This is a genomic window from Vibrio sp. D404a (assembly GCF_030248535.1).
Taxonomy (GTDB): Bacteria; Pseudomonadota; Gammaproteobacteria; order Enterobacterales; family Vibrionaceae; genus Vibrio.
The window spans coordinates 1-24,920 of the sequence record NZ_JAHGAJ010000024.1 but is presented as its reverse complement, the minus strand read 5'-3'; the positions used below and the strand labels follow the sequence as shown (position 1 = coordinate 24,920).

Annotated in this window: 28 protein-coding genes; 12 read left to right on the top strand and 16 right to left on the bottom strand. The window is 46.1% G+C overall.

From position 1 onward, the window contains the following. Positions 1–54: 54 nt before the first annotated feature. The gene (gene fadE, locus KI655_RS14820; protein WP_285406451.1) at positions 55–2,505 is read right to left on the bottom strand and encodes an acyl-CoA dehydrogenase FadE; all 2,451 of its coding nucleotides are present in this window, start codon (positions 2,503–2,505) and stop codon (positions 55–57) included. Between the two features lie 326 nt (positions 2,506–2,831). Between fadE and lpcA the strand changes: the two genes are divergently transcribed. Beyond that, complete coding sequence (gene lpcA, locus KI655_RS14815; protein WP_285406450.1) at positions 2,832–3,407, top strand: D-sedoheptulose 7-phosphate isomerase; 576 nt, start codon at positions 2,832–2,834, stop codon at positions 3,405–3,407. Positions 3,408–3,477: 70 nt separating this feature from the next. Then, positions 3,478–4,323: a class II glutamine amidotransferase gene (locus tag KI655_RS14810; protein WP_285406448.1), complete on the top strand. Its 846-nt coding sequence runs from the start codon at positions 3,478–3,480 to the stop codon at positions 4,321–4,323. 125 nt (positions 4,324–4,448) lie between these two features. Here KI655_RS14810 and purN read toward each other — a convergent pair whose 3' ends face one another. Together purN and purM are read right to left on the bottom strand one after the other, a co-directional pair. Then, on the bottom strand, positions 4,449–5,105 hold the full coding sequence (purN, locus tag KI655_RS14805; protein WP_285406447.1) for a phosphoribosylglycinamide formyltransferase: 657 nt from the start codon (positions 5,103–5,105) through the stop codon (positions 4,449–4,451). 130 nt (positions 5,106–5,235) lie between these two features. Beyond that, positions 5,236–6,276 carry a phosphoribosylformylglycinamidine cyclo-ligase gene (gene purM, locus KI655_RS14800; RefSeq protein ID WP_285406445.1) on the bottom strand — a complete coding sequence of 347 codons (1,041 nt, stop codon included), beginning with the start codon at positions 6,274–6,276 and terminating at the stop codon, positions 5,236–5,238. A 167-nt stretch (positions 6,277–6,443) separates the two neighbouring features. Here purM and upp point away from each other — a divergent pair, with 167 nt between their 5' ends. Continuing rightward, complete coding sequence (gene upp / locus KI655_RS14795; protein WP_255230131.1) at positions 6,444–7,070, top strand: uracil phosphoribosyltransferase; 627 nt, start codon at positions 6,444–6,446, stop codon at positions 7,068–7,070. Positions 7,071–7,161: 91 nt separating this feature from the next. On the opposite strand, the gene KI655_RS14790 is transcribed toward upp, so the two are convergent. Then, positions 7,162–8,400, bottom strand: coding sequence for a uracil-xanthine permease family protein (locus KI655_RS14790; protein ID WP_285406442.1), 1,239 nt, complete (start codon positions 8,398–8,400; stop codon positions 7,162–7,164). A gap of 268 nt (positions 8,401–8,668) precedes the next feature. On the opposite strand from KI655_RS14790, the gene KI655_RS14785 reads away from it, so the two are divergent. Next, on the top strand, positions 8,669–9,928 hold the full coding sequence (locus KI655_RS14785) for a DUF2066 domain-containing protein (protein WP_285406440.1): 1,260 nt from the start codon (positions 8,669–8,671) through the stop codon (positions 9,926–9,928). A 110-nt stretch (positions 9,929–10,038) separates the two neighbouring features. Here KI655_RS14785 and KI655_RS14780 read toward each other — a convergent pair whose 3' ends face one another. From KI655_RS14780 to KI655_RS14765, 4 genes are all read right to left on the bottom strand, one after another. Beyond that, entirely contained in the window at positions 10,039–10,476 is a 438-nt protein-coding gene (locus KI655_RS14780; RefSeq protein WP_285406437.1) for a DUF2069 domain-containing protein, read from the bottom strand. After that, on the bottom strand, positions 10,473–11,066 hold the full coding sequence (wrbA, locus tag KI655_RS14775) for an NAD(P)H:quinone oxidoreductase (protein WP_285406434.1): 594 nt from the start codon (positions 11,064–11,066) through the stop codon (positions 10,473–10,475). Before wrbA ends, KI655_RS14780 begins: the two co-directional genes overlap by 4 nt. 6 nt (positions 11,067–11,072) lie before the next feature. Continuing rightward, positions 11,073–11,423, bottom strand: a complete 351-nt coding sequence (arsC, locus tag KI655_RS14770; RefSeq protein WP_285406431.1) for an arsenate reductase (glutaredoxin) — start codon at positions 11,421–11,423, stop codon at positions 11,073–11,075. 91 nt (positions 11,424–11,514) lie between these two features. Then, on the bottom strand, positions 11,515–12,969 hold the full coding sequence (locus tag KI655_RS14765) for a M48 family metallopeptidase (RefSeq protein WP_285406429.1): 1,455 nt from the start codon (positions 12,967–12,969) through the stop codon (positions 11,515–11,517). 179 nt (positions 12,970–13,148) lie between these two features. Here KI655_RS14765 and KI655_RS14760 point away from each other — a divergent pair, with 179 nt between their 5' ends. Both KI655_RS14760 and KI655_RS14755 read left to right on the top strand, forming a co-directional pair. Beyond that, positions 13,149–13,388, top strand: a complete 240-nt coding sequence (locus KI655_RS14760; RefSeq protein WP_285406426.1) for a sulfurtransferase TusA family protein — start codon at positions 13,149–13,151, stop codon at positions 13,386–13,388. Further along, positions 13,381–14,454: an AI-2E family transporter gene (locus KI655_RS14755; RefSeq protein WP_285406422.1), complete on the top strand. Its 1,074-nt coding sequence runs from the start codon at positions 13,381–13,383 to the stop codon at positions 14,452–14,454. Before KI655_RS14760 ends, KI655_RS14755 begins: the two co-directional genes overlap by 8 nt. Before the next feature lie 95 nt (positions 14,455–14,549). On the opposite strand, the gene bcp is transcribed toward KI655_RS14755, so the two are convergent. Further along, positions 14,550–15,020 carry a thioredoxin-dependent thiol peroxidase gene (gene bcp / locus KI655_RS14750; RefSeq protein WP_285406420.1) on the bottom strand — a complete coding sequence of 157 codons (471 nt, stop codon included), beginning with the start codon at positions 15,018–15,020 and terminating at the stop codon, positions 14,550–14,552. 12 nt (positions 15,021–15,032) lie between these two features. Continuing rightward, positions 15,033–15,575, bottom strand: a complete 543-nt coding sequence (locus KI655_RS14745) for a glycine cleavage system protein R (RefSeq protein WP_285406417.1) — start codon at positions 15,573–15,575, stop codon at positions 15,033–15,035. Between the two features lie 371 nt (positions 15,576–15,946). Here KI655_RS14745 and dapA point away from each other — a divergent pair, with 371 nt between their 5' ends. Both dapA and bamC read left to right on the top strand, forming a co-directional pair. Next, entirely contained in the window at positions 15,947–16,825 is an 879-nt protein-coding gene (gene dapA, locus KI655_RS14740) for a 4-hydroxy-tetrahydrodipicolinate synthase (RefSeq protein WP_285406415.1), read from the top strand. A 47-nt stretch (positions 16,826–16,872) separates the two neighbouring features. Next, positions 16,873–17,910 carry an outer membrane protein assembly factor BamC gene (gene bamC / locus KI655_RS14735; protein ID WP_285406412.1) on the top strand — a complete coding sequence of 346 codons (1,038 nt, stop codon included), beginning with the start codon at positions 16,873–16,875 and terminating at the stop codon, positions 17,908–17,910. A gap of 99 nt (positions 17,911–18,009) precedes the next feature. Here bamC and KI655_RS14730 read toward each other — a convergent pair whose 3' ends face one another. The 4 genes from KI655_RS14730 to KI655_RS14715 all read right to left on the bottom strand — a co-directional run bounded on the left by KI655_RS14730 (position 18,010) and on the right by KI655_RS14715 (position 20,530). Beyond that, positions 18,010–18,201, bottom strand: a complete 192-nt coding sequence (locus KI655_RS14730; RefSeq protein WP_150869099.1) for a DUF2897 family protein — start codon at positions 18,199–18,201, stop codon at positions 18,010–18,012. 8 nt (positions 18,202–18,209) lie between these two features. Further along, entirely contained in the window at positions 18,210–18,884 is a 675-nt protein-coding gene (locus KI655_RS14725) for a M15 family metallopeptidase (RefSeq protein WP_285406408.1), read from the bottom strand. 48 nt (positions 18,885–18,932) lie between these two features. Continuing rightward, positions 18,933–20,072, bottom strand: coding sequence for a succinyl-diaminopimelate desuccinylase (gene dapE, locus KI655_RS14720; protein WP_285406406.1), 1,140 nt, complete (start codon positions 20,070–20,072; stop codon positions 18,933–18,935). Between the two features lie 110 nt (positions 20,073–20,182). Next, positions 20,183–20,530 (bottom strand): ArsC family reductase, encoded by a 348-nt coding sequence (locus KI655_RS14715; protein ID WP_285406404.1) that lies wholly within the window; start codon positions 20,528–20,530, stop codon positions 20,183–20,185. Between the two features lie 205 nt (positions 20,531–20,735). Here KI655_RS14715 and KI655_RS14710 point away from each other — a divergent pair, with 205 nt between their 5' ends. After that, positions 20,736–21,023 carry a helix-turn-helix domain-containing protein gene (locus KI655_RS14710; RefSeq protein ID WP_285406402.1) on the top strand — a complete coding sequence of 96 codons (288 nt, stop codon included), beginning with the start codon at positions 20,736–20,738 and terminating at the stop codon, positions 21,021–21,023. 51 nt (positions 21,024–21,074) lie between these two features. On the opposite strand, the gene KI655_RS14705 is transcribed toward KI655_RS14710, so the two are convergent. Beyond that, on the bottom strand, positions 21,075–21,413 hold the full coding sequence (locus KI655_RS14705; protein WP_285406400.1) for a DUF4156 domain-containing protein: 339 nt from the start codon (positions 21,411–21,413) through the stop codon (positions 21,075–21,077). Between the two features lie 9 nt (positions 21,414–21,422). Beyond that, on the bottom strand, positions 21,423–21,764 hold the full coding sequence (locus KI655_RS14700; RefSeq protein WP_285406398.1) for a DUF2956 domain-containing protein: 342 nt from the start codon (positions 21,762–21,764) through the stop codon (positions 21,423–21,425). A gap of 108 nt (positions 21,765–21,872) precedes the next feature. On the opposite strand from KI655_RS14700, the gene KI655_RS14695 reads away from it, so the two are divergent. The 3 genes from KI655_RS14695 (at position 21,873) to KI655_RS14685 (ending at position 24,595) form a co-directional block, all read left to right on the top strand. Beyond that, complete coding sequence (locus tag KI655_RS14695) at positions 21,873–22,334, top strand: DUF2919 domain-containing protein (protein WP_285406397.1); 462 nt, start codon at positions 21,873–21,875, stop codon at positions 22,332–22,334. A 66-nt stretch (positions 22,335–22,400) separates the two neighbouring features. Beyond that, positions 22,401–23,324: a Dyp-type peroxidase gene (locus KI655_RS14690; RefSeq protein ID WP_285406396.1), complete on the top strand. Its 924-nt coding sequence runs from the start codon at positions 22,401–22,403 to the stop codon at positions 23,322–23,324. Between the two features lie 137 nt (positions 23,325–23,461). Further along, the gene (locus tag KI655_RS14685) at positions 23,462–24,595 is read left to right on the top strand and encodes a flagellin (RefSeq protein ID WP_285406394.1); all 1,134 of its coding nucleotides are present in this window, start codon (positions 23,462–23,464) and stop codon (positions 24,593–24,595) included. Positions 24,596–24,920: the final 325 nt, after the last annotated feature.

Sequence of the window (24,920 nt, the reverse complement as noted above, 5' to 3'; positions counted from 1 at the left end):
AATGAGTCCCGTTTTGCTTCTAATATCAACTGTTATAACTAGGCAACATTAACCCTACGCGACGTTATCAATCGATGTCTCTGGGTATTGAGGCTTTGCTGCTAGTTCCTGAGGAGCGAAGTCGTCAACGTTAATGGTGTACAGACGATGTTCTTCAGCACTCTTCAGTAGAGCCGCCTCTTCGTTAGTCAAGATACCTTTGTCTAAACCAATCTCAGCTACTAGGTCTAAGCGTAGGAATGGACGTCGTTGACTCGTTTCTTTACACACCTTATCAAATAAAGGCTCAGCCTCTAGAATCACTTCTAGCGCACGCTCAATCTTACCGACCGCGTTGTGTTCAGTTGGTGCAAGGAACTGTCCGCGACCAAGGCGAGAGCGAGTTGCGCTTGGAGTTTGGATGATTTGAGCCACTTGGCTATCTAGCTTGTCACTTGGAGCACGGCGAATACGGCCAAATGGCAACAAGATAACGCGCAGTAGACGACCGACAACTGGGTTAGGGAAATTCGCTAGGAACTCATCAATAGCAACTTCAGTTTGACGAAGACTATCTTGCATACCCCAGTGAACCAACGCCAGATCTTCTTTATTGCTTCCTTCACTTTCAAAGCGTTTTAGAGTCGCTGAGCCAAGGTATAGCTGACTCAAAATGTCACCTAGACGAGCAGATAAACGCTCTCTACGTTTCAGTGAACCACCCAGTACCGCCATCGAGATATCAGACAGAAGTGCTAAGTTGGCACTGTAGCGATTCAGTTGCTGGTAGTAACGTTTAGTATCTTTATCTGCTGGTGTGCTTGAACCACGACCATCAGTCAAACCAAACCATAGGCTGCGTACTAGGTTACTCATGGTGAAGCTAACATGCCCTGCGAGTGCGCTATCGAACTTATCGAGTGCATCACTGCTTTCAGAGTAGGCAGCATTCATCTCTTCCAGTACGTAAGGATGACAACGAATCGCACCTTGACCATAAATGATCATAGAGCGAGTTAGGATGTTGGCACCTTCTACGGTGATCGCAATTGGTGAACCTTGGTAACCACGTGCTAAGAAGTTCGATGGGCCTAAGCAGATGCCTTTACCGCCTACGATGTCCATTGCATCAATGATGCTGCGTTGGCCACGGTGAGTACAGTGATACTTAACGATAGCTGAGATAACCGAAGGCTTTTCACCTAGGTCGATACCAGCAACGGTTAGATTGCTTGCCGCATCCATGACGTAAGCGTTACCCGCCAAGCGTGCCAACGGCTCTTCGACACCTTCCATACGACCGATAGGCTGTTTGAATTGGCGACGGATACGTGCATAAGCACCGGTTGCGAGAGCTGCCGTTTTCAGGCCACCTGTTGAGTTTGACGGTAGTGTGATACCACGTCCCACCGAAAGACACTCAACCAGCATACGCCAGCCTTGGCCTGCCATTTTCTGTCCGCCAATGATGAAGTCCATTGGAACGAACAAGTCTTGTGCTTTAGTTGGACCATTTTGGAATGGTACATTCAATGGGAAGTGACGGTTTCCAATCTCAACACCCGGAAGATCGGTTGGGATAAGTGCACATGTAATGCCTAGATCTTGTGTGTCTCCGAGTAAGCCGTCAGGGTCGCGCAGTTTGAATGCCAAGCCAAGAACTGTAGCCACAGGTGCTAGAGTGATGTATCGCTTGTTCCATGTTAGGCGCATACCTAGCACTTCTTCACCTTGCCATTCGCCTCTACATACGATGCCGTAATCTGGAATAGAGCCAGCGTCAGAGCCTGCTTCTGGGCTTGTTAGTGCAAAACATGGGATCTCTTTACCTTCAGCTAGGCGAGGCAAGTAGTGATTCTTTTGGTCTTCAGTACCGTAGTGTTGCAGCAGTTCACCTGGACCCAAAGAGTTTGGAACACCAACGGTTGATGAGAGTACGCTAGATACCCCGGTAAGCTTTTGTAGCACTAATGACTGTGCGTAAGCAGAAAACTCAAGGCCACCGTATTTCTTCTTGATGATCATCGCGAAGAACTTTTCATCTTTCAGATATTGCCAAACTTCCGGTGGTAGATCGGCCAGTTCATGGGTGACTTGGTAATCACTGACCATTTCACAAACGGTATTCACTGGTCCATCTAAGAAAGCTTGCTCTTCTGCTGATAATTTAGGATCAGCGATACTTTGCAGTTTGTTCCAATCAGGCTTGCCTTTGAACAACTCAGCTTCCCACCATACCGTACCGGCTTCTAGCGCCTCTTTTTCTGTCTGAGACATAGCAGGTAGCACTTTTTTAAATACAGTCAGTGCTTTTTGGCTAATGAGTGTTTGTCTGATTGCTGGGACAGCAAAAATAGCGACAGCGAGTATATAGGTTAGCCAGCCAGTCATGCCAACATCGGCAGCAAGCGTTAGGGCGACCATAGCAGCGGTTAAGGCAACGAGTGCACGCACAAGGGTGACTCGATGGTATAGGCAGACACTTAATACTAAGGTCATGCACAGTAGGGAGAGCAATATGTTCATGATCGATTTCCTTTTCAGAGATCACTTATTGTTATGGTTTAGGTAAGAGGTCTAACCAGTTAAGTGTAAACAAAGTATTAAATATTTGTAAAACTCTAATTTGAGCAAAAAGTGATCTCTGTAGAGTTAAAGTTCTAATTGTGAGAGGTGTGTGGTGAATAAATGTGCGAATTGAAACCAGAACAACAATAAAGGTGGCAATCTTTCGGCTTAACTGTCGACACTCTTAAATGTTTGTGGGTAAACTCAAGTAAAAGGGGGAAACAACCTCCATTCTCATTTCGCGTATGCTCAAGTGACGCAAAAACATATAAGAGATAAGCCTTATGTACCAAGACCTAATCAAAAGTGAATTAAACGAAGCTGCTGAGGTTCTGAACAAGTTTTTAAGTGATGATCATAACATCGCGCAAATTGAAGCAGCTGCTAAGATGATTGCTGACTCTTTTAAACAAGAGGGTAAAGTGCTGTCTTGTGGTAACGGTGGTTCACACTGTGATGCAATGCACTTCGCGGAAGAGTTAACGGGTCGTTACCGCGAAAACCGCCCAGGCTATGCTGGTATTGCTATTTCTGATCCTAGCCACCTATCTTGTGTAAGTAACGATTTCGGTTACGATTTTGTTTTCTCTCGCTACGTAGAAGCGGTTGGTCGTAAGGGTGATGTATTGTTTGGCCTATCAACGTCTGGCAATTCGGGCAACATTCTGAAGGCGATTGAAGCTGCACAAGCAAAAGGCATGAAGACGATTGCCCTAACCGGTAAAGATGGCGGTAAAATGGCAGGTTGTGCCGACATTGAAATCCGCGTTCCGCACTTCGGTTATGCCGATCGTATCCAAGAAATTCATATTAAGATCATTCACATCGTCATTCAGCTTGTTGAAAAAGAGATGGAATAAAAACGTAATAACAGATTGGGGCTCTGTAAATTGAGCTCCATGTTTGGTTGAAGAGGGAGTAGGTTTAACCATGTGTGAATTGCTCGGCATGAGCGCCAATGTGCCAACGGATATTTGTTTTAGTTTTACTGGCTTGATGCAACGCGGCGGTAAAACGGGCCCGCACCGAGACGGTTGGGGTATTACCTTTTATGAAGGGAAAGGCTTTCGCACCTTTAAGGATCCTAATCCAAGCTGTGAGTCTAAGATTGCTGAGCTGGTTCAAAACTATCCGATCAAGAGTTGTGCCGTGGTAAGTCATATCCGACAAGCAAATCGTGGTGGTGTAAACTTAGAGAATACCCACCCTTTTACGCGCGAGTTATGGGGTAAATATTGGACGTTTGCCCACAATGGTCAGCTTACCGATTACGACGATTTGCATAGCGGTCGTTTTCGCCCTGTTGGGCAAACGGACAGCGAACTCTCTTTCTGTTGGTTGCTGAAGCAGTTAGAAGAGCGATTCCCAGAGCCGCCTCAAGATATGACGGGTATGTTCCGTTTCGTTGCTGAGTGTTGTGACAAGCTGCGTGAGAAGGGCGTTTTTAACATGCTGCTGAGTGACGGCGAGTATGTGATGACCTACTGCACCAACCATCTGTATTGGATAACTCGCCGCGCACCGTTTGGTAAAGCAAGCCTGATTGACGAAGACGTTGAGATTAACTTTCAGGAAGAGACGACACCGAACGATGTGGTGAGTGTGGTTGCAACTCAGCCACTGACAGACAACGAAGCTTGGGCTCGAATGAAGCCGGGTGAGTTTGCGCTGTTCCATTTTGGTGAGCTTATTGAGTCAAACCACCAAGATTTGGCCGACGTGGCTTATGCGCCAAAGAAAGTGGCAAGCCAAGCACCGACAAAGCCTCTAGTATAGTACCTATTAGTTAAGGCATTAATTTGGCTAGATACTATGAAATAAAATGGCCGCTTCAAGTAAGCGGCCATTTTTGTGTTTGGTGAATATGTCTATTTCGAACTCTAATTCCGAATCGTGTTCGTTTAGTCCTCAGCGTAACCGTGCTTACCCAGTGCTTTGTCGTCAAGGTAAGCCTGCCCATCTTTCATCGCCAGTCGGTCTTCACTGAACCACTTACACACCAATGGGTAGATCTGGTGCTCTTGTGTGAGCACTCGGCTTGCTAGTATATCAGCGTCATCTTCGGCAAACACGGGTACTTTAGCTTGAAGAATCACTGGCCCACCGTCTAGCTCTTCGGTCACGAAATGCACACTGGTGCCGTGCTCTTTATCTTGAGCATCAATTGCTCGCTGGTGGGTGTGTAACCCTGGATATTTAGGCAGAAGAGAAGGATGGATGTTGACCATTCGACCTAAGTAGTGACGAACAAATTCAGCGCTCAGAATGCGCATGTAGCCCGCTAACACAATCAGGTCTGGTTGGTAGGCGTCGATCTGATTCATCAGTTCACTATCAAACGCTTCTCGTGATTCGAACTCTTTCGGATTGATTGAGTGTGCTGGAATATCGACAGCGCGTGCACGTTCAAGGCCAAATGCCTCTGCTTTGTTTGAGAAAACCGCTTTAACAGAGGCATGGATGTGTTGGTTCTGACAAGCATCAATGATCGCTTGTAGGTTGCTTCCGCTGCCGGAGACTAAAACAACGATGTTTTTCTGAGGGGCATTCTTTTTCATAGAGGTATCAAACGCGATGAGTGAAAGTAAATATACAATTTACCTACATATTTTAAGGTTTTCTGGGGCGTAAATAGCAGAATGAGGACCTATAGTCCTCATTCTTAATCGTGCGAGTTAGCAAATTAGCTTAGTTGATTTCAACTTGCTCTTCGCCTTCAGCAGCTTGTGCGATTTCACCAATCACCCAAGCGTTCTCGCCTTCCGCTTTCAATAGTTCAACAGCAGCATCTGCTTGATCTTTTGGTAGCGCAACGACTAGGCCAACACCACAGTTGAAAGTACGGTACATTTCAAATGTTTCTACGTTGCCTTTCTCTTGCAACCAGTTAAAGATTGCAGGCCATTCCCAGCTGTTACCATCGATAACGGCTTTAGTACCTTCTGGAAGTACGCGAGGGATGTTTTCCCAGAAACCACCACCCGTGATGTGCGAGATAGCATGAATGTCGTGCTCTGCGATCATCTTAAGTGCTGATTTGATGTAGATCTTAGTTGGTTCTAGTAGGTGTTCGCCAATTGTGCGACCTTCTAGCTCTTCGCTCTTATCAGCACCAGATACTTCTAGTACTTTACGAATTAGAGAGTAACCATTTGAGTGTGGGCCACTTGAGCCAACAGCGATCAGTGCATCACCAGCCGCAACTTTAGTACCGTCGATGATGTCCGCTTTTTCTACAACGCCAACACAGAAACCCGCTACGTCGTAGTCTTCGCCTTCGTACATGCCCGGCATTTCAGCAGTTTCACCACCGATAAGTGCACAGCCAGATTGAACACAACCTTCAGCAATGCCTGAAACTACGTCAGCAGCTGTATCAACGTCTAGCTTGCCTGTTGCGTAGTAGTCTAGGAAGAATAGAGGTTCTGCACCTTGAACGATTAGGTCGTTCACACACATTGCCACTAGGTCGATACCTATGGTGTCGTGTTTTTTCATATCCAAAGCAAGGCGGAGTTTAGTACCTACACCATCTGTACCTGAAACCAGTACAGGCTCTTTGTATTTAGTTGGTAGTTCACATAGGGCGCCAAAGCCACCAATGCCACCCATTACTTCTGGGCGACGAGTGCGTTTTACAGCACCTTTAATACGATCTACTAGTGCGTTACCTGCATCGATATCAACACCAGCGTCTTTGTAGCTTAGAGAAGAATTATTACCGCTCACGGGATAGTCCTCGGTCTTAAGTTGGATGTGAAAACGGCGCTATTCTAACAGGGCTTACCAAAGAAGAGCAAACGTTTGCGTGGATTTTTTACCAAATAAACATACTGAAAATGTGATGAAAACGATGTATAATCTGTGGGTTTATTTAAATATTGCCGGAGTTGGAAATGAAAGTTGTTGAAGTAAAACACCCGCTAGTTAAGCACAAGATTGGCCTGATGCGTGAAGGCGAAATCAGCACGAAGCGTTTTCGTGAACTAGCAACAGAGGTGGGTAGCCTTCTAACATATGAAGCGACAGCAGATTTCGAAACTGAGCGTGTAGAGATCAACGGCTGGAATGGTCCAGTAGAAGTTGACCAAATTAAAGGTAAGAAAGTAACGGTTGTGCCAATCCTGCGTGCAGGTCTTGGTATGATGGATGGTGTACTAGAGCACATCCCAAGCGCACGTATCAGTGTTGTTGGTATCTACCGTGATGAAGAAACACTTGAGCCTGTACCATACTTCAACAAGCTAGCGTCTAACATCGAAGAGCGTATTGCTCTTGTTGTTGACCCAATGCTAGCGACAGGTGGTTCAATGATTGCAACTATCGATCTTATGAAAGAGAAAGGTTGTAAGCACTTTAAGATTCTTGTTCTTGTTGCTGCTCCAGAAGGTATTGCAGCTCTTGAAAAAGCACACCCAGATGTTGAGCTTTACACTGCGGCAATCGATGAGAAGCTAAACGACAAGGGCTACATTGTTCCTGGTCTAGGTGATGCTGGCGACAAGATCTTCGGTACTAAGTAATTCGGTTATAGCGATACTCGTGACAACGAATGAATAAAAAAGGGAGCGTATCATTGGATACGCTCCCTTTTTGTTTGTATTCGATTATGGCTTATTTGATTTGAGCCGTATCAACCGACTGGTTTTCGCCGAGTTCATCTGGAAGAACAAGGTTCAGTAGGATGGCTACGATACCACACAGGCTCACACCTTGAAGACTGAAGTCACCGATGCCAAAGGCCATGCCGCCGATACCAAATACCAGTGTTACACCGACGATCACTAGGTTGCGTGATTTGTGTAGGTCTACTTGGTTTTTGATGAGTGTATTTAGGCCAACCGTTGCAATAGAGCCGAATAGTAGAATCATGATGCCACCCATAACTGGAACCGGAATGGTTTGCAGTAGTGCACCCAGTTTACCAACCAGAGCAAGAACGATAGCCGTTACTGCCGCCCATGTCATGATCACAGGGTTGAAGGCTTTGGTCAGCATCACCGCACCCGTTACCTCACTGTAGGTCGTATTTGGTGGCGCGCCCAGCATAGAAGCTGCAATGGTCGCCACGCCGTCACCGGTAATGGTACGGTGTAGACCTGGCTTTTTAAGGTAGTCTTTACCCGTCACGTTCGAAATTGCCAACATGTCGCCAACGTGTTCAACGGCAGGTGCGATAGCAACAAATACCATGAAGAAGATAGCATTGATGTTGAACTCTGGTGCCACAAAGTTAGGTAAAGCCAACCAAGAGGCTTGCGCGACAGGGCTAAAGTCAACCGCACCGTAAACCAAGCTAGTGATGTAACCAGCAACGATACCGCCAAAAATAGGCAACAGTTTTAGGAAGCCTTTGGCAAATACACTGATAACAATGGTGACAATCAGTGAAATCGCTGAGATCCAAAGTGCTGCGTCTGCGTCGACTAATTGAACTGCACCATCGCCTGTTTTACCTAGTGCCATATTTACTGCAACAGGAGCCAAGCCTAGACCGATCACCATGATCACAGGGCCAACAACCACTGGTGGTAGCAGTTTATGGATAAAGCCAACGCCGCGCACCTTAATAAGGCCGCCCATCATTACGTAGACCACACCTGCAGCCATTAAGCCACCCATGGTCGCGCCGATACCCCAAGTCTGAACGCCAAACATGATCGGTGCGATAAACGCGAAAGAGGAAGCGAGGAAAATGGGAACCGAACGGCGGGTAATGACTTGGAAGATAAGAGTACCGATACCGGCACCAAACAGAGCAACGTTGGGGTCTAAGCCGGTAAGTAAGGGAACTAATACAAGTGCACCAAAGGCGACAAAGAGCATTTGTGCACCTTGCAAAGCATTTTTCATGATAGGTCCTTGAGCTGATCGTGAAACAAAAAATAAAATTCGCGGGATTTTATCACCTAGCAATCGATTGCTATATAGGCTAGGTCAAATTTATGTCCTATTTGTCGTAAATATGTGTGTTATCACTTAAGTGTCCATTGTTTTTATTAAGTTGATATGCCCTTGTTCGATAATTCTTGGATATTCAAGCTTGTATCTTCCATCAACCTTGCCCAGTTACCCATAGTTGCTTATCATCAGGGCACAAGATTTTAAGATTAGGATCGATATGCGCTATTTAGCATTGTTGATGGGACTGTTGGCCGCGCCGAGTTATGCATTAACTCAGGTGGACATTTTTAGTGCCGAAGTGGCTATCAACTCAGAACAGAAAGAGCCTGAAAGAGCGGCAAGAAATGAAGGCATGCAGCAAGTGTTGGTTCGTGCGACGGGCCAGACCGATGTGGCCGCTAACGAAACCGTAAAGAAGGCGATGCGTCAAAGTGCTCAGTACTTATCGCAAATGAGCTTTGGTGAAGCCAGCGAGCAAACTACTTTGCGTATGCGTTTTAACGGTGCACAGATTCGTAACCTATTAACTCAAGCTCAGCTACCTTACTGGCCTGACACTCGCTCAAACGTATTGGTGTGGTTGGTCGAAGAGCAGAACTACGATAAGAATATCGTGTGGGAGCACTCCAACTCGGAACTAGCGGCCGGTATTCAGCAAAATGCGAAACTGCGTGGCTTGCCGATCACGCTACCAGTAGGCGACTTCGACGACATTACCGGTATTGCGACGTCTGATTTGTGGGGTGGTTTTGTGTCACCAATTAGCCAAGCAAGCCAACGTTATCCGGTTGATGCCGTGTTGGTTGTTCGTGCTCAGTCGTCAGGTTTGCGTTGGACGCTTTACGATCAACAACCTAATCAGTTAACAAGTGCTCCTAAATCACCGGTGACGGGTTCTATTTCAGATAGCGGTGCGTCGGCGTCTCAGTCTCTAGTGAATGAGATCAGTAACTACTACGCGACTAAGAGTGCTGTGACGGTTGCAAGTGAGTCGTCAGAGTCTATTCTGGCACAGTTCATTAGTTTGAATAATGCACAAGACTTTTTCCAGCTTGAGAATGCCTTAAAAGCACTTAACTCAGTAGCTAGCCTAGATATCCTTAAGATCCAGAATCACGAAGTGACGTTTAGAATTCACTTGTTATCAACTCAAGATGAGTTTGAGAAAGAAGTCGAGAGTCTACGTTCTGTAGCGAAAGTCGAGGCCTCTTATCTAGAGCCCGAGCAAACGCCAGAATTCGAAGTGCAAGACAACACATTGTCCGTGGGTGAATCCCAGGCTCTACCAGAAGCTCAGACGCTACCAGAATCTGATAGCACGCAGCAGGTCGAGACACCTAGCAACCCATCTTCAGAAGCAGAAACACCAGTAACAGAGGTGTCTGGTGACGAGACCGTAAACGATGAGATGATGGTGGAAGTTAAGGCTGAGCCTGTAGTGGTGAAACCTAGCCTAGTTTATGAGTGGATTCGCTAGTCGACTCGAACGGATAAACAAAGCCCTGCATTGACGCAGGGCTTTTTTGTATCTGAACTTTTTCTACTTCAACAGTCGAAGGCATAAGGTAAAGCCTAGTGTTGAAAAGTTTATTGTTCGAACTTGGCTTTCTCTTTCTTTTCTACTTCAGAGAGGCGTTTCAGTTTTATCCCCAACTCTTTGGCGCGGAATCGAGTAAACAAGATATTGCCCGCGAAACCAATTGTCGTTAGCAAAAGTTCGACCGCGGCCAACATGCGCTCTCCACCATCGACATACAAAATGGTTAACGCATGTAGGAAGTAGAGCATTAAGACAAAGTTAGCCCAAGCATGAGTATAAGGCTTACCGATTAAAATGCCGGGTAACGGCAACAGTAGCGGTATTGCCCATACAATCGCCAATGTGACATTGTCTAGATGAGGGTGTGGTGAAAGCGTCATTTGCCATGCTACCACCCAGCCTAACAGCGCTAAGTTGCCCACCAAGGCAACGTAGCGGAATAACCGGGTTTTGGGTGACATTGGCTTCTCTGACATATACATCATTGAGAGATTCCTTTCTGGTTTATCGCAATACGAGCGAGGCGCTTACCTAGGTTTTGGGCGAGTTCAATTTCTTCTTTGCTTAATGACGCGCTTTCCCCACTGCTGCTGGCTCCATAAGGTGTGCCGCCAGTTTGCGTAGTGTGCAGCGCAGGCTCAGAGTAGGGAATGCCCACCAGTAGCATGCCGTGATGGAGCAGCGGGAGCATCATGCTCTGTTGTGTGGTCTCTTGTCCGCCATGCAGCGATGACGAGGAGGTAAACACACAGGCTGGCTTATCAATGAGATCGCCATTGATCCACAGTGATGTGGTGCTGTCCCAAAAGTGCTTCATTGGCCCTGCCATGTTACCAAACCACACCGGGCTGCCGAGTGCTAGGCCATCACACCTTTTTAAGTCTTCAAGGCTTGCACAAGGATCGCTTGGCTCGTGATGAGGACGGGAAGGGGAATCAGCAGTGTGGATCTCCTGTACCGTTCTCAGCATGGCTTCACAACCAGCGACAGACTCAACCCCTCGAGCAATTTGACGAGCGAGTGCAAGGGTGTTGCCGTGGCGACTGTAGTATAAGACCAGGATTGAAACGCTCATATTGGCTTACAGGATCTCTAGAACTTGTTCTGGTGGGCGGCCAATCTTAGCTCGGTTATTAGCAACAACGACTGGGCGCTCAAACAGTTTTGGGTTGTCTGCCATCGCAGAGAATAGTTGCTCGTTTGTCACAGCGCTGTCGCCCAGATTCGCTTCTTTGTAATCTGCTTCTTTGGTGCGCATCATTTCACGCACGCTTTCGAAACCAAGCTGAGAAAACAGTACTTTAAGCTGTTCAACAGACAGTGGCGTCTCTAAGTATTTGACGACTTCTGGTTGAACACCATTTTCTTCAAGCAGCGCTAAAGTTTGGCGGCTCTTTGAGCAGCGAGGGTTATGATAAATTACGACAGACATGGTTCTTCCTCGTTATTATTTTTAAGTAGTTTTTTATGAGAGCAGCGCGTTAACGTGCTCTCATTGGTTGAGTCTTTTACAAAGTGATTGGTTATTGTAGTGCTAAGAAGCGTTCGCGCTGAATCATTAACTGGTCAATGCGTGCGTCATAACGAGCTTGTTTTAGGCTACCCAACTCCGCAATTTGGCTGGCTTGCGTGTAGTATTGGATGGCTTTATTCCAATTAGCTTGTAACGCTAGAATCTCAGCTCGTGCCGCCAAGTCTTCATCACTGTTACCCAAATCGATGTTTGCCTTAGACAGTAAATGCCAGCCGTTGGTGTCATTTGGGTTATCGTGGGTGTAACGTTGCAGAACACGCACCGCTTCTTGTGGCTCTTCGTTCTCAAGCAGCGCATTGGCGTAGTTGATGGTTAGAACGGAGTTGTTTGGCTGACGAACCAACGCGGCTTTTAACTCTTTGATCGCCACTTTCGGGTTATCTTGCTCGATGTGCAGATCTGAAATGGCATCGAGATAGAAAAGGTTGGTTGGGTCATTGCTGATCAACTTAGTCAGAATCGGCTCTGCTTTGTCGAGTTTCTTCGAATCCAAATACACCAGTGCTTGGCCATACTCCAGAGATGGAACCAGTGACTTTGGTGCTCTCTTTAATTTACGTTCAAACCAATCTAGGGCCGCATCTCCATCGATACCCGCATAGCGCGCGACGATACGAGAGCGTGCCAAATGGTAATCGAGTGAAGGCGCTAACTTGAGCGGTGGGTAGCTGCGAGCACGGGCACGAGAGTCGGTAATACGATCTTCTGGCAATGGGTGAGTTAACAGCATTGGTGGTGGCGTACTTGCGTAGCGGTACTCATCGGCAAGACGACCAAAGAAGCGTGGCATCGCGTTTGCGTCGAAGCCAGCTTTCACCATAGTGTTGATACCGAAACGGTCCGCTTCTTTTTCGTTGGCGCGGGTGTAGTTGATTTGGCTCTGCATGTTACCCGCAGTTGTCGCGGTAAGCGCTGCTATCCCAGCTTCTGGAGCAGCAATCGCTAGCAATACCGACGCCGCAAGTGCCGCAATGGTTGCTGGTGAGCGGCGTGCTTGGTCTTCCATGCTTCGAGCTAGGTGGCGCTGAGTGACGTGCGCGATTTCGTGAGCAATGACCGAAGCCAGTTCACTTTCGGATTGTGCGTGCAGAAATAGCCCTGAGTGGAGAGCAACATAGCCGCCGAAGAAAGCAAATGCGTTAATGTTTCTGTCGCGGATCATGAAAAAGTGAAACGGCGTTTTTACGTCGTTGGCATTGGCGACGAGGCGATGGCCTAAGCTATCGATGTATTGATTTAATACGGGGTCATTGACCACAGGCTGACTGCTACGAATGATGCGCATATAGGCATCACCATAGATCAACTCTTGGTCTATGGTCAGGGTTCCGCCGGCAGCCGTTCCAATATCAGGCAGGTCTAAGCTGTTCGCTTGAGCCAGTAATGGGGTGCCTAGTGTTGTAGCGATGCATAAGCAAGCGATTGAGCGAGCGCGTTTAAACATATTAGTCAGTAATACTCCGTTTCTTCTGACAGTAAGACAAGAGCAACACGAAATGGTTCTTTATCTGATCTCACCTTTGTTTAAGTACGTGCGTTAAACTAAAGGTTGCGGAATGAAAGATGGCACGTTTTCAAAAACAGATTACAATACGACCCTTATAATAAGCATCGAGCTAGATAATGAAACCAAATATTCTAGATTTACGCCAAGAGCGCTGCCCAATGGCGTTATTATTAGCCAAGCGTCACAGTGTTAAGTTAGAAAATGGTCAGTCCTTGCTGATACATATTGCTGATCAGAGCTCAATGACCGATATTGTAAGCTTTTTATCCAAGCAAGCTTTTACCGTTGAAGTAGAGCCTTGTTCTGGTCATCACCAAATCCAAGTTACAAAAAAGGAATTGCAATCAAATGCTTGAAATGATGAATCGTTGGTACAAGCGACGTTTTTCTGATCCACATGCAGTCAGTTTGGTGGCCATCATTTTATTTGGTTTTATCACCATCTATTTTTTCGGTCATTTGATCGCGCCTTTGCTGGTGGCGATTGTGCTTGCTTATCTTCTTGAATGGCCAGTGACACAGCTTCAACGACTCGGTTTACCAAGAACGCCATCGGTGATGTTGGTCATTTTGATGTTCTTTAGTTTGATGTTGATTGCTCTGTTTGGCTTAGTACCGACGATTTGGAATCAAGTGGGTAACCTGCTTAACGATATTCCAAACATGTATATTGGGCTGCAAAACTTTATCTCAACCATACCTGAGCGTTACCCAGAGCTAGCAAACCTACAGATCGTAGAGTCAGTGATGTCGAACGCCAAAAACAAAGTACTTGGTATGGGTGAAAGTGTGGTGAAAGGGTCATTAGCGTCACTGGTGAGCATTGCGACACTTGCGGTGTACCTGATTTTGGTTCCTCTGCTTATTTTCTTCTTGCTGAAAGACAAAGAAGAGATGATCAGAATGGCGAGTGGTCTGTTGCCGCAAAACCGCCGTTTGGCAACAAAGGTATGGGTTGAGATGAACCAGCAAATCTCAAACTACATTCGCGGTAAGGTACTAGAAATCTTAATTGTTGGTGGCGTGAGTTATGTGACGTTTGCAATCCTAGACTTGCGTTACTCTGCGCTGCTTGCCGTTGCTGTCGGCTTCTCGGTGTTGATTCCTTATATCGGCGCTGCCGCCGTCACTGTGCCTGTGGCGATCGTTGGCCTGTTCCAATGGGGACTTGCGCCACCGTTCTACTGGCTGCTACTGGCTTACGGTATTATTCAAGCGCTCGACGGCAACGTATTGGTGCCAGTGTTGTTCTCTGAGGCGGTAAACCTTCACCCTGTGGCTATCATCGTTGCCGTGCTGGTGTTTGGTGGCCTGTGGGGTTTCTGGGGCGTTTTCTTTGCGATTCCTCTGGCGACTTTAGTGAAAGCGGTATGGAATGCATTGCCAAGCCATGCGCTCGAAGATGAAGTCGAACAAGCTTAGCTAATTTGCGTTAAAACCATCGAATAAAGAAAGGCCGAATATCTCAGATATTCGGCCTTTTGATTTTTAACTCAGTAGCAGTTTAATGCGCCTGATTAGTCTTGTTGATTGAAGTAGTCTAAAACCACTTCATGGTGAGTCTTGGTCTTGAACTTGTTGAACACGTGCTCAATCACACCCTCTTCATTGATCAAGAAGCTGATGCGGTGCAGGCCGTCGTAGACTTTGCCCATGAACTTCTTCTCGCCCCATACTCCAAACTGTTCAGCAACCGCGTGGTCTTCATCTGAAAGCAGTGAGAAGTTAAGAGATTTTTTAGTAATGAAGTTTGGCAGACGTTTTACAGGGTCAATACTCACACCAAGAACCACAACGTTGAGCGCATCTAGCTCAGCTTTGATATCGCGTAGGCCTTCTGCTTGAACAATACAACCTGGAGTCATCGCTTTCGGGTAGAAGTAAAAAAGAACCTTCTTACCTTTGAAATCACCAAGAGAAACGATATTGCCATCTTGATCCGGAAGAGAGAATGCAGGTGCTGGAGTACCAGCTGTCAGCGTATTCATGACATTTCCTTTTTAAAGACTGTTTTTGATAAAGTTGAGCGAGCCTTGGACTGATAGGCTCTGACACAGCGCGTTAAATTCTTCTTGTAGCTGCATCAGGTTACATTCTGATTGGACAGAAGCGGTAATAGAGATATGGAACTGGTCATTATCGAGCTGCACTTTCGATTTATTGATGGTTTGAGCGCTGAGCGAGTCTAAACCGATCTCTCTGTCTGCAAAGAATTGGGTGAACTTTTCTGTTAGCCCAATCTTGTCATCAGATTCGATGAAGACCTCAAGCGTGTATGAGTTCTCGATATGATCATGAGGGGACGTACGTTTCATGATAGTAATCAGGTCATGCTCCTGACCAAGCAAGGGTAGGGTTGTCTCCACTCGAGTAACATTATTGGCTTTGCCAGACAGCAGCATGATGAGGGTAAATTCTTCACCAAACATCGCGATGCGACTATCGATAATATTACAGCCTGATTGGGTGACTAACTGAACCACTTGGTTACAAATACCCGGGCGATCTGTGCCCACTGCAGTGATTACTAGATGTTGAGTCATAAAATCACGTCTCTTTATATTCCATTGATGAGAGCATGTTAGCACAGATACCGTGACTAATGAGTGAAGGTAGGTGTGTTTTTATGCTTGATTGGACGATCTGTAGACAGAATTTCAGGTGAGAAAAACGTAACAATGCAGCGTCGTTTGATTAAACATGACCACTAACCGAGCCCTGACAAGTTAGGTGTTAAATCGGTTAAATTAGGTGTAAGCAAATCATTTCTAGCATTGAACCTGCTTATAAGTCGTTTGACCTCTAACATACGACAATATTTCATACAGTTGTGGCCGGTAAGCGACTTTATTCGCTTGTGTTTGTCAATCGGCTTACAGTAACATGCAAAAAGAACAAATTAAGGGAGATAGACATGTTTTCAGGAAGTATCGTTGCACTGGTTACACCATTCAATTCTGACGGTGAAGTGGATTTCGAAAGCCTTAAAAAATTGGTCGAGCACCACATTGCTGCAGGTAGTGATGGTCTAGTAGCCGTAGGTACTACGGGTGAATCTTCTACACTGACTATTGAAGAGCATGTCAAAGTCGTTACTAAGATGGTTGAGTTTGCTGATGGCCGTATTCCTGTGATTGCAGGTACGGGTGCAAATGCAACGCATGAGTCTGTCCTGTTCAGTCGTTTGCTCAATGGTTCTGGTATCGCGGGTTGCCTAAGCGTGACACCTTACTACAACAAACCAACACAAGAAGGTTTGTACCAGCACTATAAAGCGATCGCTGAAGTAAGTGACGTTCCTCAAATCTTATATAATGTACCAGGCCGCACCGCAGTAGACCTACTGCCAGAGACTGTGGCTCGTCTTTCAAAGATTGAAAACATCGTTGCACTAAAAGATGCGACGGGTGATCTAGACAGAATTGCAATTCATCGTGAACTTTGTGGCGAAGATTTTATCTTACTAAGTGGTGATGACCTCACAGGCCTAGAATTCGTAAAACGTGGCGGTGATGGTGTGATCTCAGTAACGAATAACGTTGCAGCGGCTGACATGGCGACCATGTTTAAGCTGGCGAAAGAGGGCAAATTCGAAGAGGCAGAGATCATTAACGAACGTTTAATGCCACTTCACAAACATTTGTTCATTGAATCTAATCCAATTCCAGTAAAATGGGCGGTTCATAAAATGGGCTTGATTACTGAAGGCAGTCTAAGACTACCGCTGACAGAACTGTCAGAAACAGCTCAGCCTATCGTTGCTCAAGCAATGACAGAAGCGTGTATTTACTAAATGTTTGAAACAGTGCCGAAGCTCATCTTCGGCATTTAGGAGTATAAATGAAGTATTCTCACCAGCTAGTGATCGGCTCACTGGCTGTTTTCGTTCTTACAGCATGCTCTGGCAGCCCGACTCAACGTCGTCAAGCCAAGGATGACTTCGAATACTTAGAAACCCCAGCGTTGACTCAATGGCAACTGCCTGAAGACGCTACCCCTCAATTCTACCCAAACTACGATATCCCTAAGGGAGAGTTTGCTGGTGGTATTGGTCGCGATGTTGATATTCGCCCACCACAACAGGTGTTGGAGCTTATCCCAGGTGCGCGTGCTGAGCGTCAAAACGGTGAAGTCACTCTTTGGTTACTGCGTGCTGAAGAAGCTGACCGTGTGTGGCAAACCGCCGTGGACATGCTAACAGAGCGTAACATCGGTATTCGTGAGCAGTCTGATAGAGAGATTGAGACCGATTGGGTTACTTGGGTCTCTGAAGACGAAGAAGTTGAGATCGGCAGTCGTTACACTATCTCTCGCTTTGAGGCGAATAATCGTCACGGCTTTAAGATTAACTTGATCGATTGGCGTGAAGGCTCTGAAGAGAAGTCTGTTTCTGCGACCAATAAAGAGCGTTACAACGCCTTCATGACCAACTTAGTGATGGCAAAATACGACGAAAACTTGCGTGCTGAAGCGGCACTGAAAGCACAAGAGCTGGTTAAGAGAATCCCTATCTCTATGGGCTCTGACCGCAGTGGTTTCCCTGTGATCATCGCTCGTACGCCTTACAACGTATTGTGGCAGCGTCTGCCTAAGCTTCTTCCTGAAATGGGCTTTGAGCTTGAAGAACGTAACCAGTCACAAGGTACAGTGAAAGCTAAATACGCATCACCAGATGATGAGTTCTGGGATACGATTGGTCTTAAGCCTATCGACCTAAGCCCAGGTACTTACACCTTCCTATTCGGTGATTTGGGTAACCGTACGTCTATCAACGTGACAGATGCGTCGGGTAAGCCAGTGGAAGAAGAGCTGTTGAAGTCTCTGGTTCCTATCTTGGCTCACGTAGCTGACCAAACGAAAGATGCGCCTGCGAAGTAATGTTCGCCATTAACAAGCGCTAAAGAAAAAGAGGACGTCATGTCCTCTTTTTTGTGTCTGAAAAACGTACTCTTGGATGTTTTCGTTCCAGTTCATTCACTATTTATCGTCCAGGTTTTCTCGGTTGAGTTTATCTAAACGGTTGAGCTTATCTAGGTCGCTCTCTTTTTTCAGTTTATCTGCCTTGCCGACATTCATGTTCGCCGTGTACTTGAGCGCGGCGATATTACCCACGACAACACTGACGACGATGAAAATAATGACCCAAGGGTTGGTTAGCCATTCAAGCATATAAACTCCTAGTTGCTGATATTGGTTATGAAACGATCATAGATGGATTCTAGCTGCTCCATAACCACCTCATACCCTAATATTGGCTCAGACTGGAGTTGTTTGCCAAGCAGAGTCGATGATAACTGTGATAGACAAAGCTGCGCAGTGCGTTTATGGCTAATGTGCCACGGTTCAACTGCCACGCCGCCTAAGTCCTTACGATATGGAAAGAAAAACCCAAACTCATCAGCGTTAGATTCTAGCCATTGATAAAATTCTTGCTGGTGGCCTTCGAAGTACTCCCAAGGCTCGAGCTGCAACTGAGTGTTATCAGGCAAGTGGTTGCGGGCGAATACATCGAAATCCGTTCCCCAGTGATGGCGGCTGGCGCCGGGAAGGGCAGACCAGCGTAGGATCGCCCAAAGCTTATCCTCATCGCTTAGCAAGCTGGTGTCTAATGGCTGACTATCGCTGTCGAGGAGCGCTGTCTCACCGGAGTACTTTCGATTCCAAATTAACGACTGGCGTTGATAGTCACGAAAGCCACTGGCAATTTCCATCTTAAATCCCGCTTGTTGCGCGGCAGCTACTAAACGGCAGAGATCTTGGCCGACCTCATGATGCACCAAGAAGGTTTTACTCCCAATCAAGGTCTCGGTTAAATGAGATTCGATTTGTCCCGTTAACTCTTCAGGTGTCATGAGGCTGCTCAGCTTAGTGTTTATGAATTGGCGGTCACGTTTAAGTGATTAGGGGTTCGCTAATAGGTTCACAAGCGTGCGCTCGTACATATCCGTCAGCTTCTCTAGATCAGCGACTTTTACGCACTCGTTCACCTTGTGAATCGTCGCGTTTACAGGGCCTAGCTCAACAACTTGGCCTTCCATGCGTGCAATGAAGCGACCGTCAGATGTACCACCAGTGGTAAGCAGTGCAGGCTTAACGTCGTTTACGTGGTCAACCGCATCAACAATCGCATCCAATAGATCACCTGTGTCTGTTAGGAACGGGTCGCCATTGAATGTCCATTTAAGATCATATTCAAAGTCGTATTTATCTAAGGTGTTCGTGATGCGTTCAACGATGATGTCGTTGCTCAGTTCAGTACTAAAACGAAGGTTAAACTGAACGTTGAACTCACCAGGGATCACGTTCGATGCACCGGTACCCGCGCTTACATTCGGGATCTGGAAGCTTGTTGGTGGGAAGTAGTCGTTACCCTTATCCCACTCTGTGGTTGCAAGCTCATGAATAGCAAGCAAAGAGCTGTGTACAGGGTTGTTCGCTAGGTGAGGGTAGGCAACATGACCTTGTGTCCCTTTGACAGTAAGATCGCCTGTGATTGAGCCTCGGCGGCCGTTCTTCACCACATCACCGACGAATTCTGTGCTTGATGGTTCACCCACAATACACATGTCGATGTTCTCACCACGTGCCATCAAGGTTTCTACCACACGGACGGTGCCGTTGATGAATGGGCCTTCTTCGTCAGACGTGATAAGAAAACCGATAGAGCCTTTATGGTCTGGGTTGTTTGCAATGAATTGCTCAACGGCAACGATCATTGAAGCCAGTGAGCCTTTCATATCTGCTGCACCACGGCCGTGCAGATAGCCATCAACAATAGTTGGTTCGAACGGTGGGGTATCCCAAAGTTCAGCTGGGCCAGAAGGAACCACATCGGTATGACCAGCAAAGGCAAACAGTGGTGCTTCTGTACCGCGGCGAGCCCAAAAGTTAGTAGTATCCTCAAACACCATCACTTCAATCTCGAAGCCTAGTGCTTTCAGGCGGTCGATCATTACTTCTTGGCAGCCAGCGTCTTCCGGCGTTACTGATTGGCGGCTAATAAGGTCTTTTGCCAGAGCCAAAGTTGGGCTGTCTGTCATCCTTGAATTCCTTGTTGTACTTGTACTGTTATTAATCTTGTTGTGTTTAGAAGCGTTGACGATCAGTTGTTAACGCTTCCTATGTTGTATTTGCCTAGTGCAAAAGTGGATTAAGCAAAAATAGCGGAATATTGGTCAGCTTTGAAGCCAATATGCAGCTTATCTTCCACTTTTAGAATTGGTCGCTTGATCATTGCAGGCTGTTCAACCAAAAGAGCGATAGCATTCTCTTCATTTAGGCCATCTTTTTGCTCTTGAGTTAGCTGACGGTAAGTCGTGCCGCGTTTGTTCAGTACTTGCTCCCAACCAAGCTCAGCACAGAAGCTACGTACTAGTGTTTCATCAACACCTTGTTTGCGGTAATCGTGAAATTCGAAGCTGATCTCTTCAGCTTGCAGCCATTTCTTCGCTTTTTTGATTGTGTCGCAGTTCGGGATACCAAACATTGTGATAGTCATTATTCTTCCTTTTGGTGATCTTCTTTCATTGTTATGTGTGGAATCCTATCAGGAACTCGGAATTCAGACAAAACAGAGTGAGGAATATTTCAAAGAACGAAAAAAAACAGTAAGAAAATGTCACGAATGGAGACTTATTGATCAACCTCAACATGTCGGATGAGAAAAAAGAAATAATTAACCAGCACAGATATAGGAGGTGTCAATGGAGTTGAGTCCTGTTTTTGCAAGGCGGCTATATTTAGCGTTACTCGTCGAAAGCCTTGATAGGCCGAATGTGCCTAAACTCATCGAAAAAACGGGTTGGCCTCGTCGTACTATTCAAGATGTACTTAAGGCGTTACCGGGGATCGGTATCGAACTCATGTTTATTCAAGATGGGCGACGTCATAACGATGGTTACTATCAGTTATCTGATTGGGGACCATTTGACAGTCAATGGGTTCTGGAACGTAAGAGTGATATAGCGTCCAGTCTTGGATTTAGTGCATAAGCCAGCGAAAGCTGGCTTTTTTCTCTTTCTTTTTAGGTTATGCGGTTAAGTTTACTGTTGTGAGCAGTGGTAGGCTGTGCCTAGAAGCGTTACTGACGTAGCAAAGTCTTGTGGTAGAGTGAATAACACCGTATTGGCTTTTAATGCGATGGCATTAGACTTCAGCTGGTTGATCGCGCCTTGTACTAGCGTGTCATTCGGGAAGAACAGGTAGCTATACCAATGCCCCTCACTGCCAGTGACTTCACCTTTGTAATGGCACTGACTGACATCTAAAACACCATGGTAATCCAATTGTACCTGATGCGCTTTCTCATGTGGCATCTGAGTGGGCGTGGTGCAACCCGCAAGCAAACCAAGAGTCAGTAATCCTAATGCTCGTCGTTTCATTTCATCATCTCACGATTGAGTAATGTAGGCCGCGAATCCAAGCCAGCTAACTAATAATAGTACCCACGGAAGCATGTTTGGTTTCTGTGATGGTGCGATATCTGTCTCGGTTGTTGTTTCTTGAACCTGAGCAGCCTGTTGTTGCTTCTCTTTTTGTTGTTTTTTCTTGGCTTTGTCTGCCTGACGATTACGCTCTTTTTGCTGTTTCTTATATTGTGCGATGCCTTTCTCAATCCCCTGAGCAATTAATTTAGTTTGCTCCTTGGTTTGACCTGGCTTCTGTGTCGCTTTCGCAATTTTTAGTGCCTCTTGCTGAGATTCAACAGAGGGTGTTGGAGTCTTTTTCTTCATACTGAGCTAATCGTAAATACCAATGAGTGGATAAGATAACGTAAACCTAGAGAAGTATGAATGATTTGCGTTAAAGTGTGTGTTTTCTAATAAGCTGAAGTGGGATCTGTGCGGTATTCTTTAGAACAATATGATAAACATGGCTTTCTCAAAGCGCCGATTTTGTTGTGGTTGGGTTGGTTATTTTTAGCTAAGGCGTTGGTTGTGTTTGTTGTCGCAGGGGCGAGCAGAGAATCAGGTACTAAAATACTAGAGATAGTCTATCCCGATCATCAGATGTTTTATGTGGGGATCGCCCTCAGCTTACCGAGCGTTTTACTGATGTGGTTGTTTGGTCTGAGATCACCAGAGCGACCACGGATTAATTTTATCGTTTCTTGGGGACGATGGGTCACCCTCGTTGCCGTATTCAGTCAGTTCGCCCACACTGTGTATCTGGTTTACTTGGATAATGGCTGGTTTCATTGGTCAAATGGTGTGACTCTGATGCTTCTACTATGGCTGTTTATCTATATCGTAAAGAGTGACACCGTGCGTGACTGTTTTGCCGTCGTTGAAGCGGAAGACTGACAATAATCAAAAATAATTAATACATTCATATTTATACTTAGAAGCTAAAAATGAAAGGATCGAACTATGCTTAACTCTTCAAATGAGCAGCCTCAAGCACAAGGTGCTATTTTACCTGAAGCTGGGCCTTTCGCTCTGTATGTGCAGCTAAAAGTCGTAAACAATGCACCAAAAGTGTTAGAACAATTGAAACAGCTGCCTTCTTTGGTCGCTGAATTGAATCAAACACAACCAGAGTCTAACCTGACTCTTTCACTGGCTTTCTCTAAGACATTCTGGGATAAATTTGAACAAGCCGCACCGGCTGATTTGATCGCATTCCCAGAGCTTGGTGAGGGTGATATCACTGCGCCAAGCACAGATTCAGATGTGCTGCTTCACTGCCACTCGAACCGCCATGATTTACATTTCTACGTGATTCGTAAGTTGCTAGAGCAGGTTGCTGAAGACGTTGAAGTGGTTGATGAGACATACGGCTATCGTTACCTAGACTCGCGTGACATGACAGACTTCGTTGATGGCACAGAGAACCCTAAAGATGCTCAGCGTGCAGAAGTTGCGTTGATTCCTGAAGGTGAATTTGCGGGCGGCAGCTACGTAATGGTTCAGCGCTTTATCCATAACCTACCGGCTTGGAATCGCTTGAATGTGAAAGCACAAGAGAAGGTGGTGGGTCGCACTAAGCCAGACTCTATTGAGTTAGACGATGTGCCAGCGGCATCTCACGTTGGCCGTGTTGATATCAAAGAAGAAGGCAAGGGTCTAAAGATTGTTCGTCACAGCCTGCCTTATGGTAGCGCGACGGGTGACCACGGCCTGTTATTTATTGCTTACTGTAATGCACGCCATAACTTTGATGCCATGCTTGAGAGCATGTACGGCGTTACCGATGGTAAAACGGACCAATTACTGCGCTTTACACATGCCGTGACCGGTGCATACTACTTTGCACCATCTCAGCAAATGCTGGCTGAACTGTCGATTAAATAGCTCTAACTATTTAGATACAGATACATTGAATTTAAAAAGGGGCCTTGTGCTCCTTTTTTGATTAAAGAACTAGCAAAGGTGGTCGATATAGAAGCAACGATTGACTTTATTACCTCCCAACGGATAAGCGAACATCTATGGCTATTACGGTAAATACGAATGTTTCAGCGCTGGTGGCACAGAGAAATCTCTCTAATGCCAGCAATATGCTGAACCAATCTTTGGAGCGACTCGCTTCCGGTAACCGTATTAATAGTGCTAAGGATGATGCTGCCGGTCTACAAATATCAAATCGACTTGAAGCGCAAATGAGCGGTATTGACGTTGCGGTTAGAAACGCTAACGACGGTATCTCTATTATGCAGACCGCAGAGGGTGCGATGAATGAGACCACCAATATCATGCAACGCATGCGTGACCTTTCTTTGCAGTCAGCGAATGGTTCGAACAGTAAATCAGAGCGAATTGCTATTCAGGAAGAGATTACTGCTCTTAATGACGAGCTGAACCGAATTGCCGAAACCACCTCATTTGGTGGTAAGAAGCTATTGAATGGCAGTTTTGGGAATACCGCTTTCCAAATAGGAAGTAGCTCTGGTGAGGCGGTACAAGTCGGCCTAAAAAGTATGCGAACAGATGGTATCGACATGGGCGGCTTTAGCTATGTTGCTAATGGTATGGCTGATAAGAGTTGGGCGGTGAGTTCGGGTAATACTGAGTTCAATATGTCGTTTACCGATCGTTTTGGGCAATCTCAATCTATCTCTATCAATGCCAAGGCGGGTGATGATATTGAGCAGCTTGCGACCTATATTAACGGCCAAACAGACCAAGTATCTGCATCGGTCAATGAAGATGGGCAGCTACAAATCTACATGGCGGGCGAACAAACGTCAGGAACGATATCATTTTCAGGCTCTCTGGCTGATGAGTTATCGATGTCGTCTGGTCGCTATGAATCGGTCAATGATATCGATGTGACGTCAGCGGGTGGGGCGCAGCGCGCTGTTTCAATCTTAGATACTGCGATGAAGTACGTGGACAGCCATCGCTCAGAACTGGGTGCGATGCAGAACCGATTTGATCACGCGATTAATAACCTACAAAACGTACATGAGAACTTGGCGACCTCAAACAGTCGTATTAAAGATACCGACTATGCCAAAGAGACCACGCAGATGATCAAGCAGCAAATCCTGCAGCAGGTGAGCACAACTATTCTTGCTCAAGCCAAACAGGCGCCTAATTTGGCGTTAACTCTGCTGGGGTAAATTGCCACGTCTCTCGGCAACACTTCTGACAACTTTAGTGTTTTTTTCTTCTTTTTTCTTATATTTACCCCTCTAATCACGTTTTTTCATTCAACCGAATTTATTTCTGAATTTTCTCATTTTTTCTCTAAAGGTTTCAGATTTAGCGCCGTTATTAAAAGTAACTTTGAGAGAACTACTTGGTTTTCCGAGACGTCGGAAACCGCAACACCGGAAAATCAATTGGAGAAATCACCATGGCAGTGAATGTAAATACCAACGTTTCAGCGATGACTGCGCAACGTTACCTAAACAACGCAAACAGCGCTCAACAGACTTCTATGGA

Excerpts from the sequence above, each read along its gene's own strand:
- fadE (WP_285406451.1), bottom strand. The coding sequence starts at position 2,505 with ATGAACATATTGCTCTCCCTACTGTGCATGACCTTAGTATTAAGTGTC.
- lpcA (WP_285406450.1), top strand. The coding sequence starts at position 2,832 with ATGTACCAAGACCTAATCAAAAGTGAATTAAACGAAGCTGCTGAGGTT.
- KI655_RS14810 (WP_285406448.1), top strand. The coding sequence starts at position 3,478 with ATGTGTGAATTGCTCGGCATGAGCGCCAATGTGCCAACGGATATTTGT.
- purN (WP_285406447.1), bottom strand. The coding sequence starts at position 5,105 with ATGAAAAAGAATGCCCCTCAGAAAAACATCGTTGTTTTAGTCTCCGGC.
- upp (WP_255230131.1), top strand. The coding sequence starts at position 6,444 with ATGAAAGTTGTTGAAGTAAAACACCCGCTAGTTAAGCACAAGATTGGC.
- KI655_RS14790 (WP_285406442.1), bottom strand. The coding sequence starts at position 8,400 with ATGAAAAATGCTTTGCAAGGTGCACAAATGCTCTTTGTCGCCTTTGGT.
- KI655_RS14785 (WP_285406440.1), top strand. The coding sequence starts at position 8,669 with ATGCGCTATTTAGCATTGTTGATGGGACTGTTGGCCGCGCCGAGTTAT.
- KI655_RS14780 (WP_285406437.1), bottom strand. The coding sequence starts at position 10,476 with ATGATGTATATGTCAGAGAAGCCAATGTCACCCAAAACCCGGTTATTC.
- wrbA (WP_285406434.1), bottom strand. The coding sequence starts at position 11,066 with ATGAGCGTTTCAATCCTGGTCTTATACTACAGTCGCCACGGCAACACC.
- arsC (WP_285406431.1), bottom strand. The coding sequence starts at position 11,423 with ATGTCTGTCGTAATTTATCATAACCCTCGCTGCTCAAAGAGCCGCCAA.
- KI655_RS14765 (WP_285406429.1), bottom strand. The coding sequence starts at position 12,969 with ATGTTTAAACGCGCTCGCTCAATCGCTTGCTTATGCATCGCTACAACA.
- KI655_RS14760 (WP_285406426.1), top strand. The coding sequence starts at position 13,149 with ATGAAACCAAATATTCTAGATTTACGCCAAGAGCGCTGCCCAATGGCG.
- KI655_RS14755 (WP_285406422.1), top strand. The coding sequence starts at position 13,381 with ATGCTTGAAATGATGAATCGTTGGTACAAGCGACGTTTTTCTGATCCA.
- bcp (WP_285406420.1), bottom strand. The coding sequence starts at position 15,020 with ATGAATACGCTGACAGCTGGTACTCCAGCACCTGCATTCTCTCTTCCG.
- KI655_RS14745 (WP_285406417.1), bottom strand. The coding sequence starts at position 15,575 with ATGACTCAACATCTAGTAATCACTGCAGTGGGCACAGATCGCCCGGGT.
- dapA (WP_285406415.1), top strand. The coding sequence starts at position 15,947 with ATGTTTTCAGGAAGTATCGTTGCACTGGTTACACCATTCAATTCTGAC.
- bamC (WP_285406412.1), top strand. The coding sequence starts at position 16,873 with ATGAAGTATTCTCACCAGCTAGTGATCGGCTCACTGGCTGTTTTCGTT.
- KI655_RS14730 (WP_150869099.1), bottom strand. The coding sequence starts at position 18,201 with ATGCTTGAATGGCTAACCAACCCTTGGGTCATTATTTTCATCGTCGTC.
- KI655_RS14725 (WP_285406408.1), bottom strand. The coding sequence starts at position 18,884 with ATGACACCTGAAGAGTTAACGGGACAAATCGAATCTCATTTAACCGAG.
- dapE (WP_285406406.1), bottom strand. The coding sequence starts at position 20,072 with ATGACAGACAGCCCAACTTTGGCTCTGGCAAAAGACCTTATTAGCCGC.
- KI655_RS14715 (WP_285406404.1), bottom strand. The coding sequence starts at position 20,530 with ATGACTATCACAATGTTTGGTATCCCGAACTGCGACACAATCAAAAAA.
- KI655_RS14710 (WP_285406402.1), top strand. The coding sequence starts at position 20,736 with ATGGAGTTGAGTCCTGTTTTTGCAAGGCGGCTATATTTAGCGTTACTC.
- KI655_RS14705 (WP_285406400.1), bottom strand. The coding sequence starts at position 21,413 with ATGAAACGACGAGCATTAGGATTACTGACTCTTGGTTTGCTTGCGGGT.
- KI655_RS14700 (WP_285406398.1), bottom strand. The coding sequence starts at position 21,764 with ATGAAGAAAAAGACTCCAACACCCTCTGTTGAATCTCAGCAAGAGGCA.
- KI655_RS14690 (WP_285406396.1), top strand. The coding sequence starts at position 22,401 with ATGCTTAACTCTTCAAATGAGCAGCCTCAAGCACAAGGTGCTATTTTA.
- KI655_RS14685 (WP_285406394.1), top strand. The coding sequence starts at position 23,462 with ATGGCTATTACGGTAAATACGAATGTTTCAGCGCTGGTGGCACAGAGA.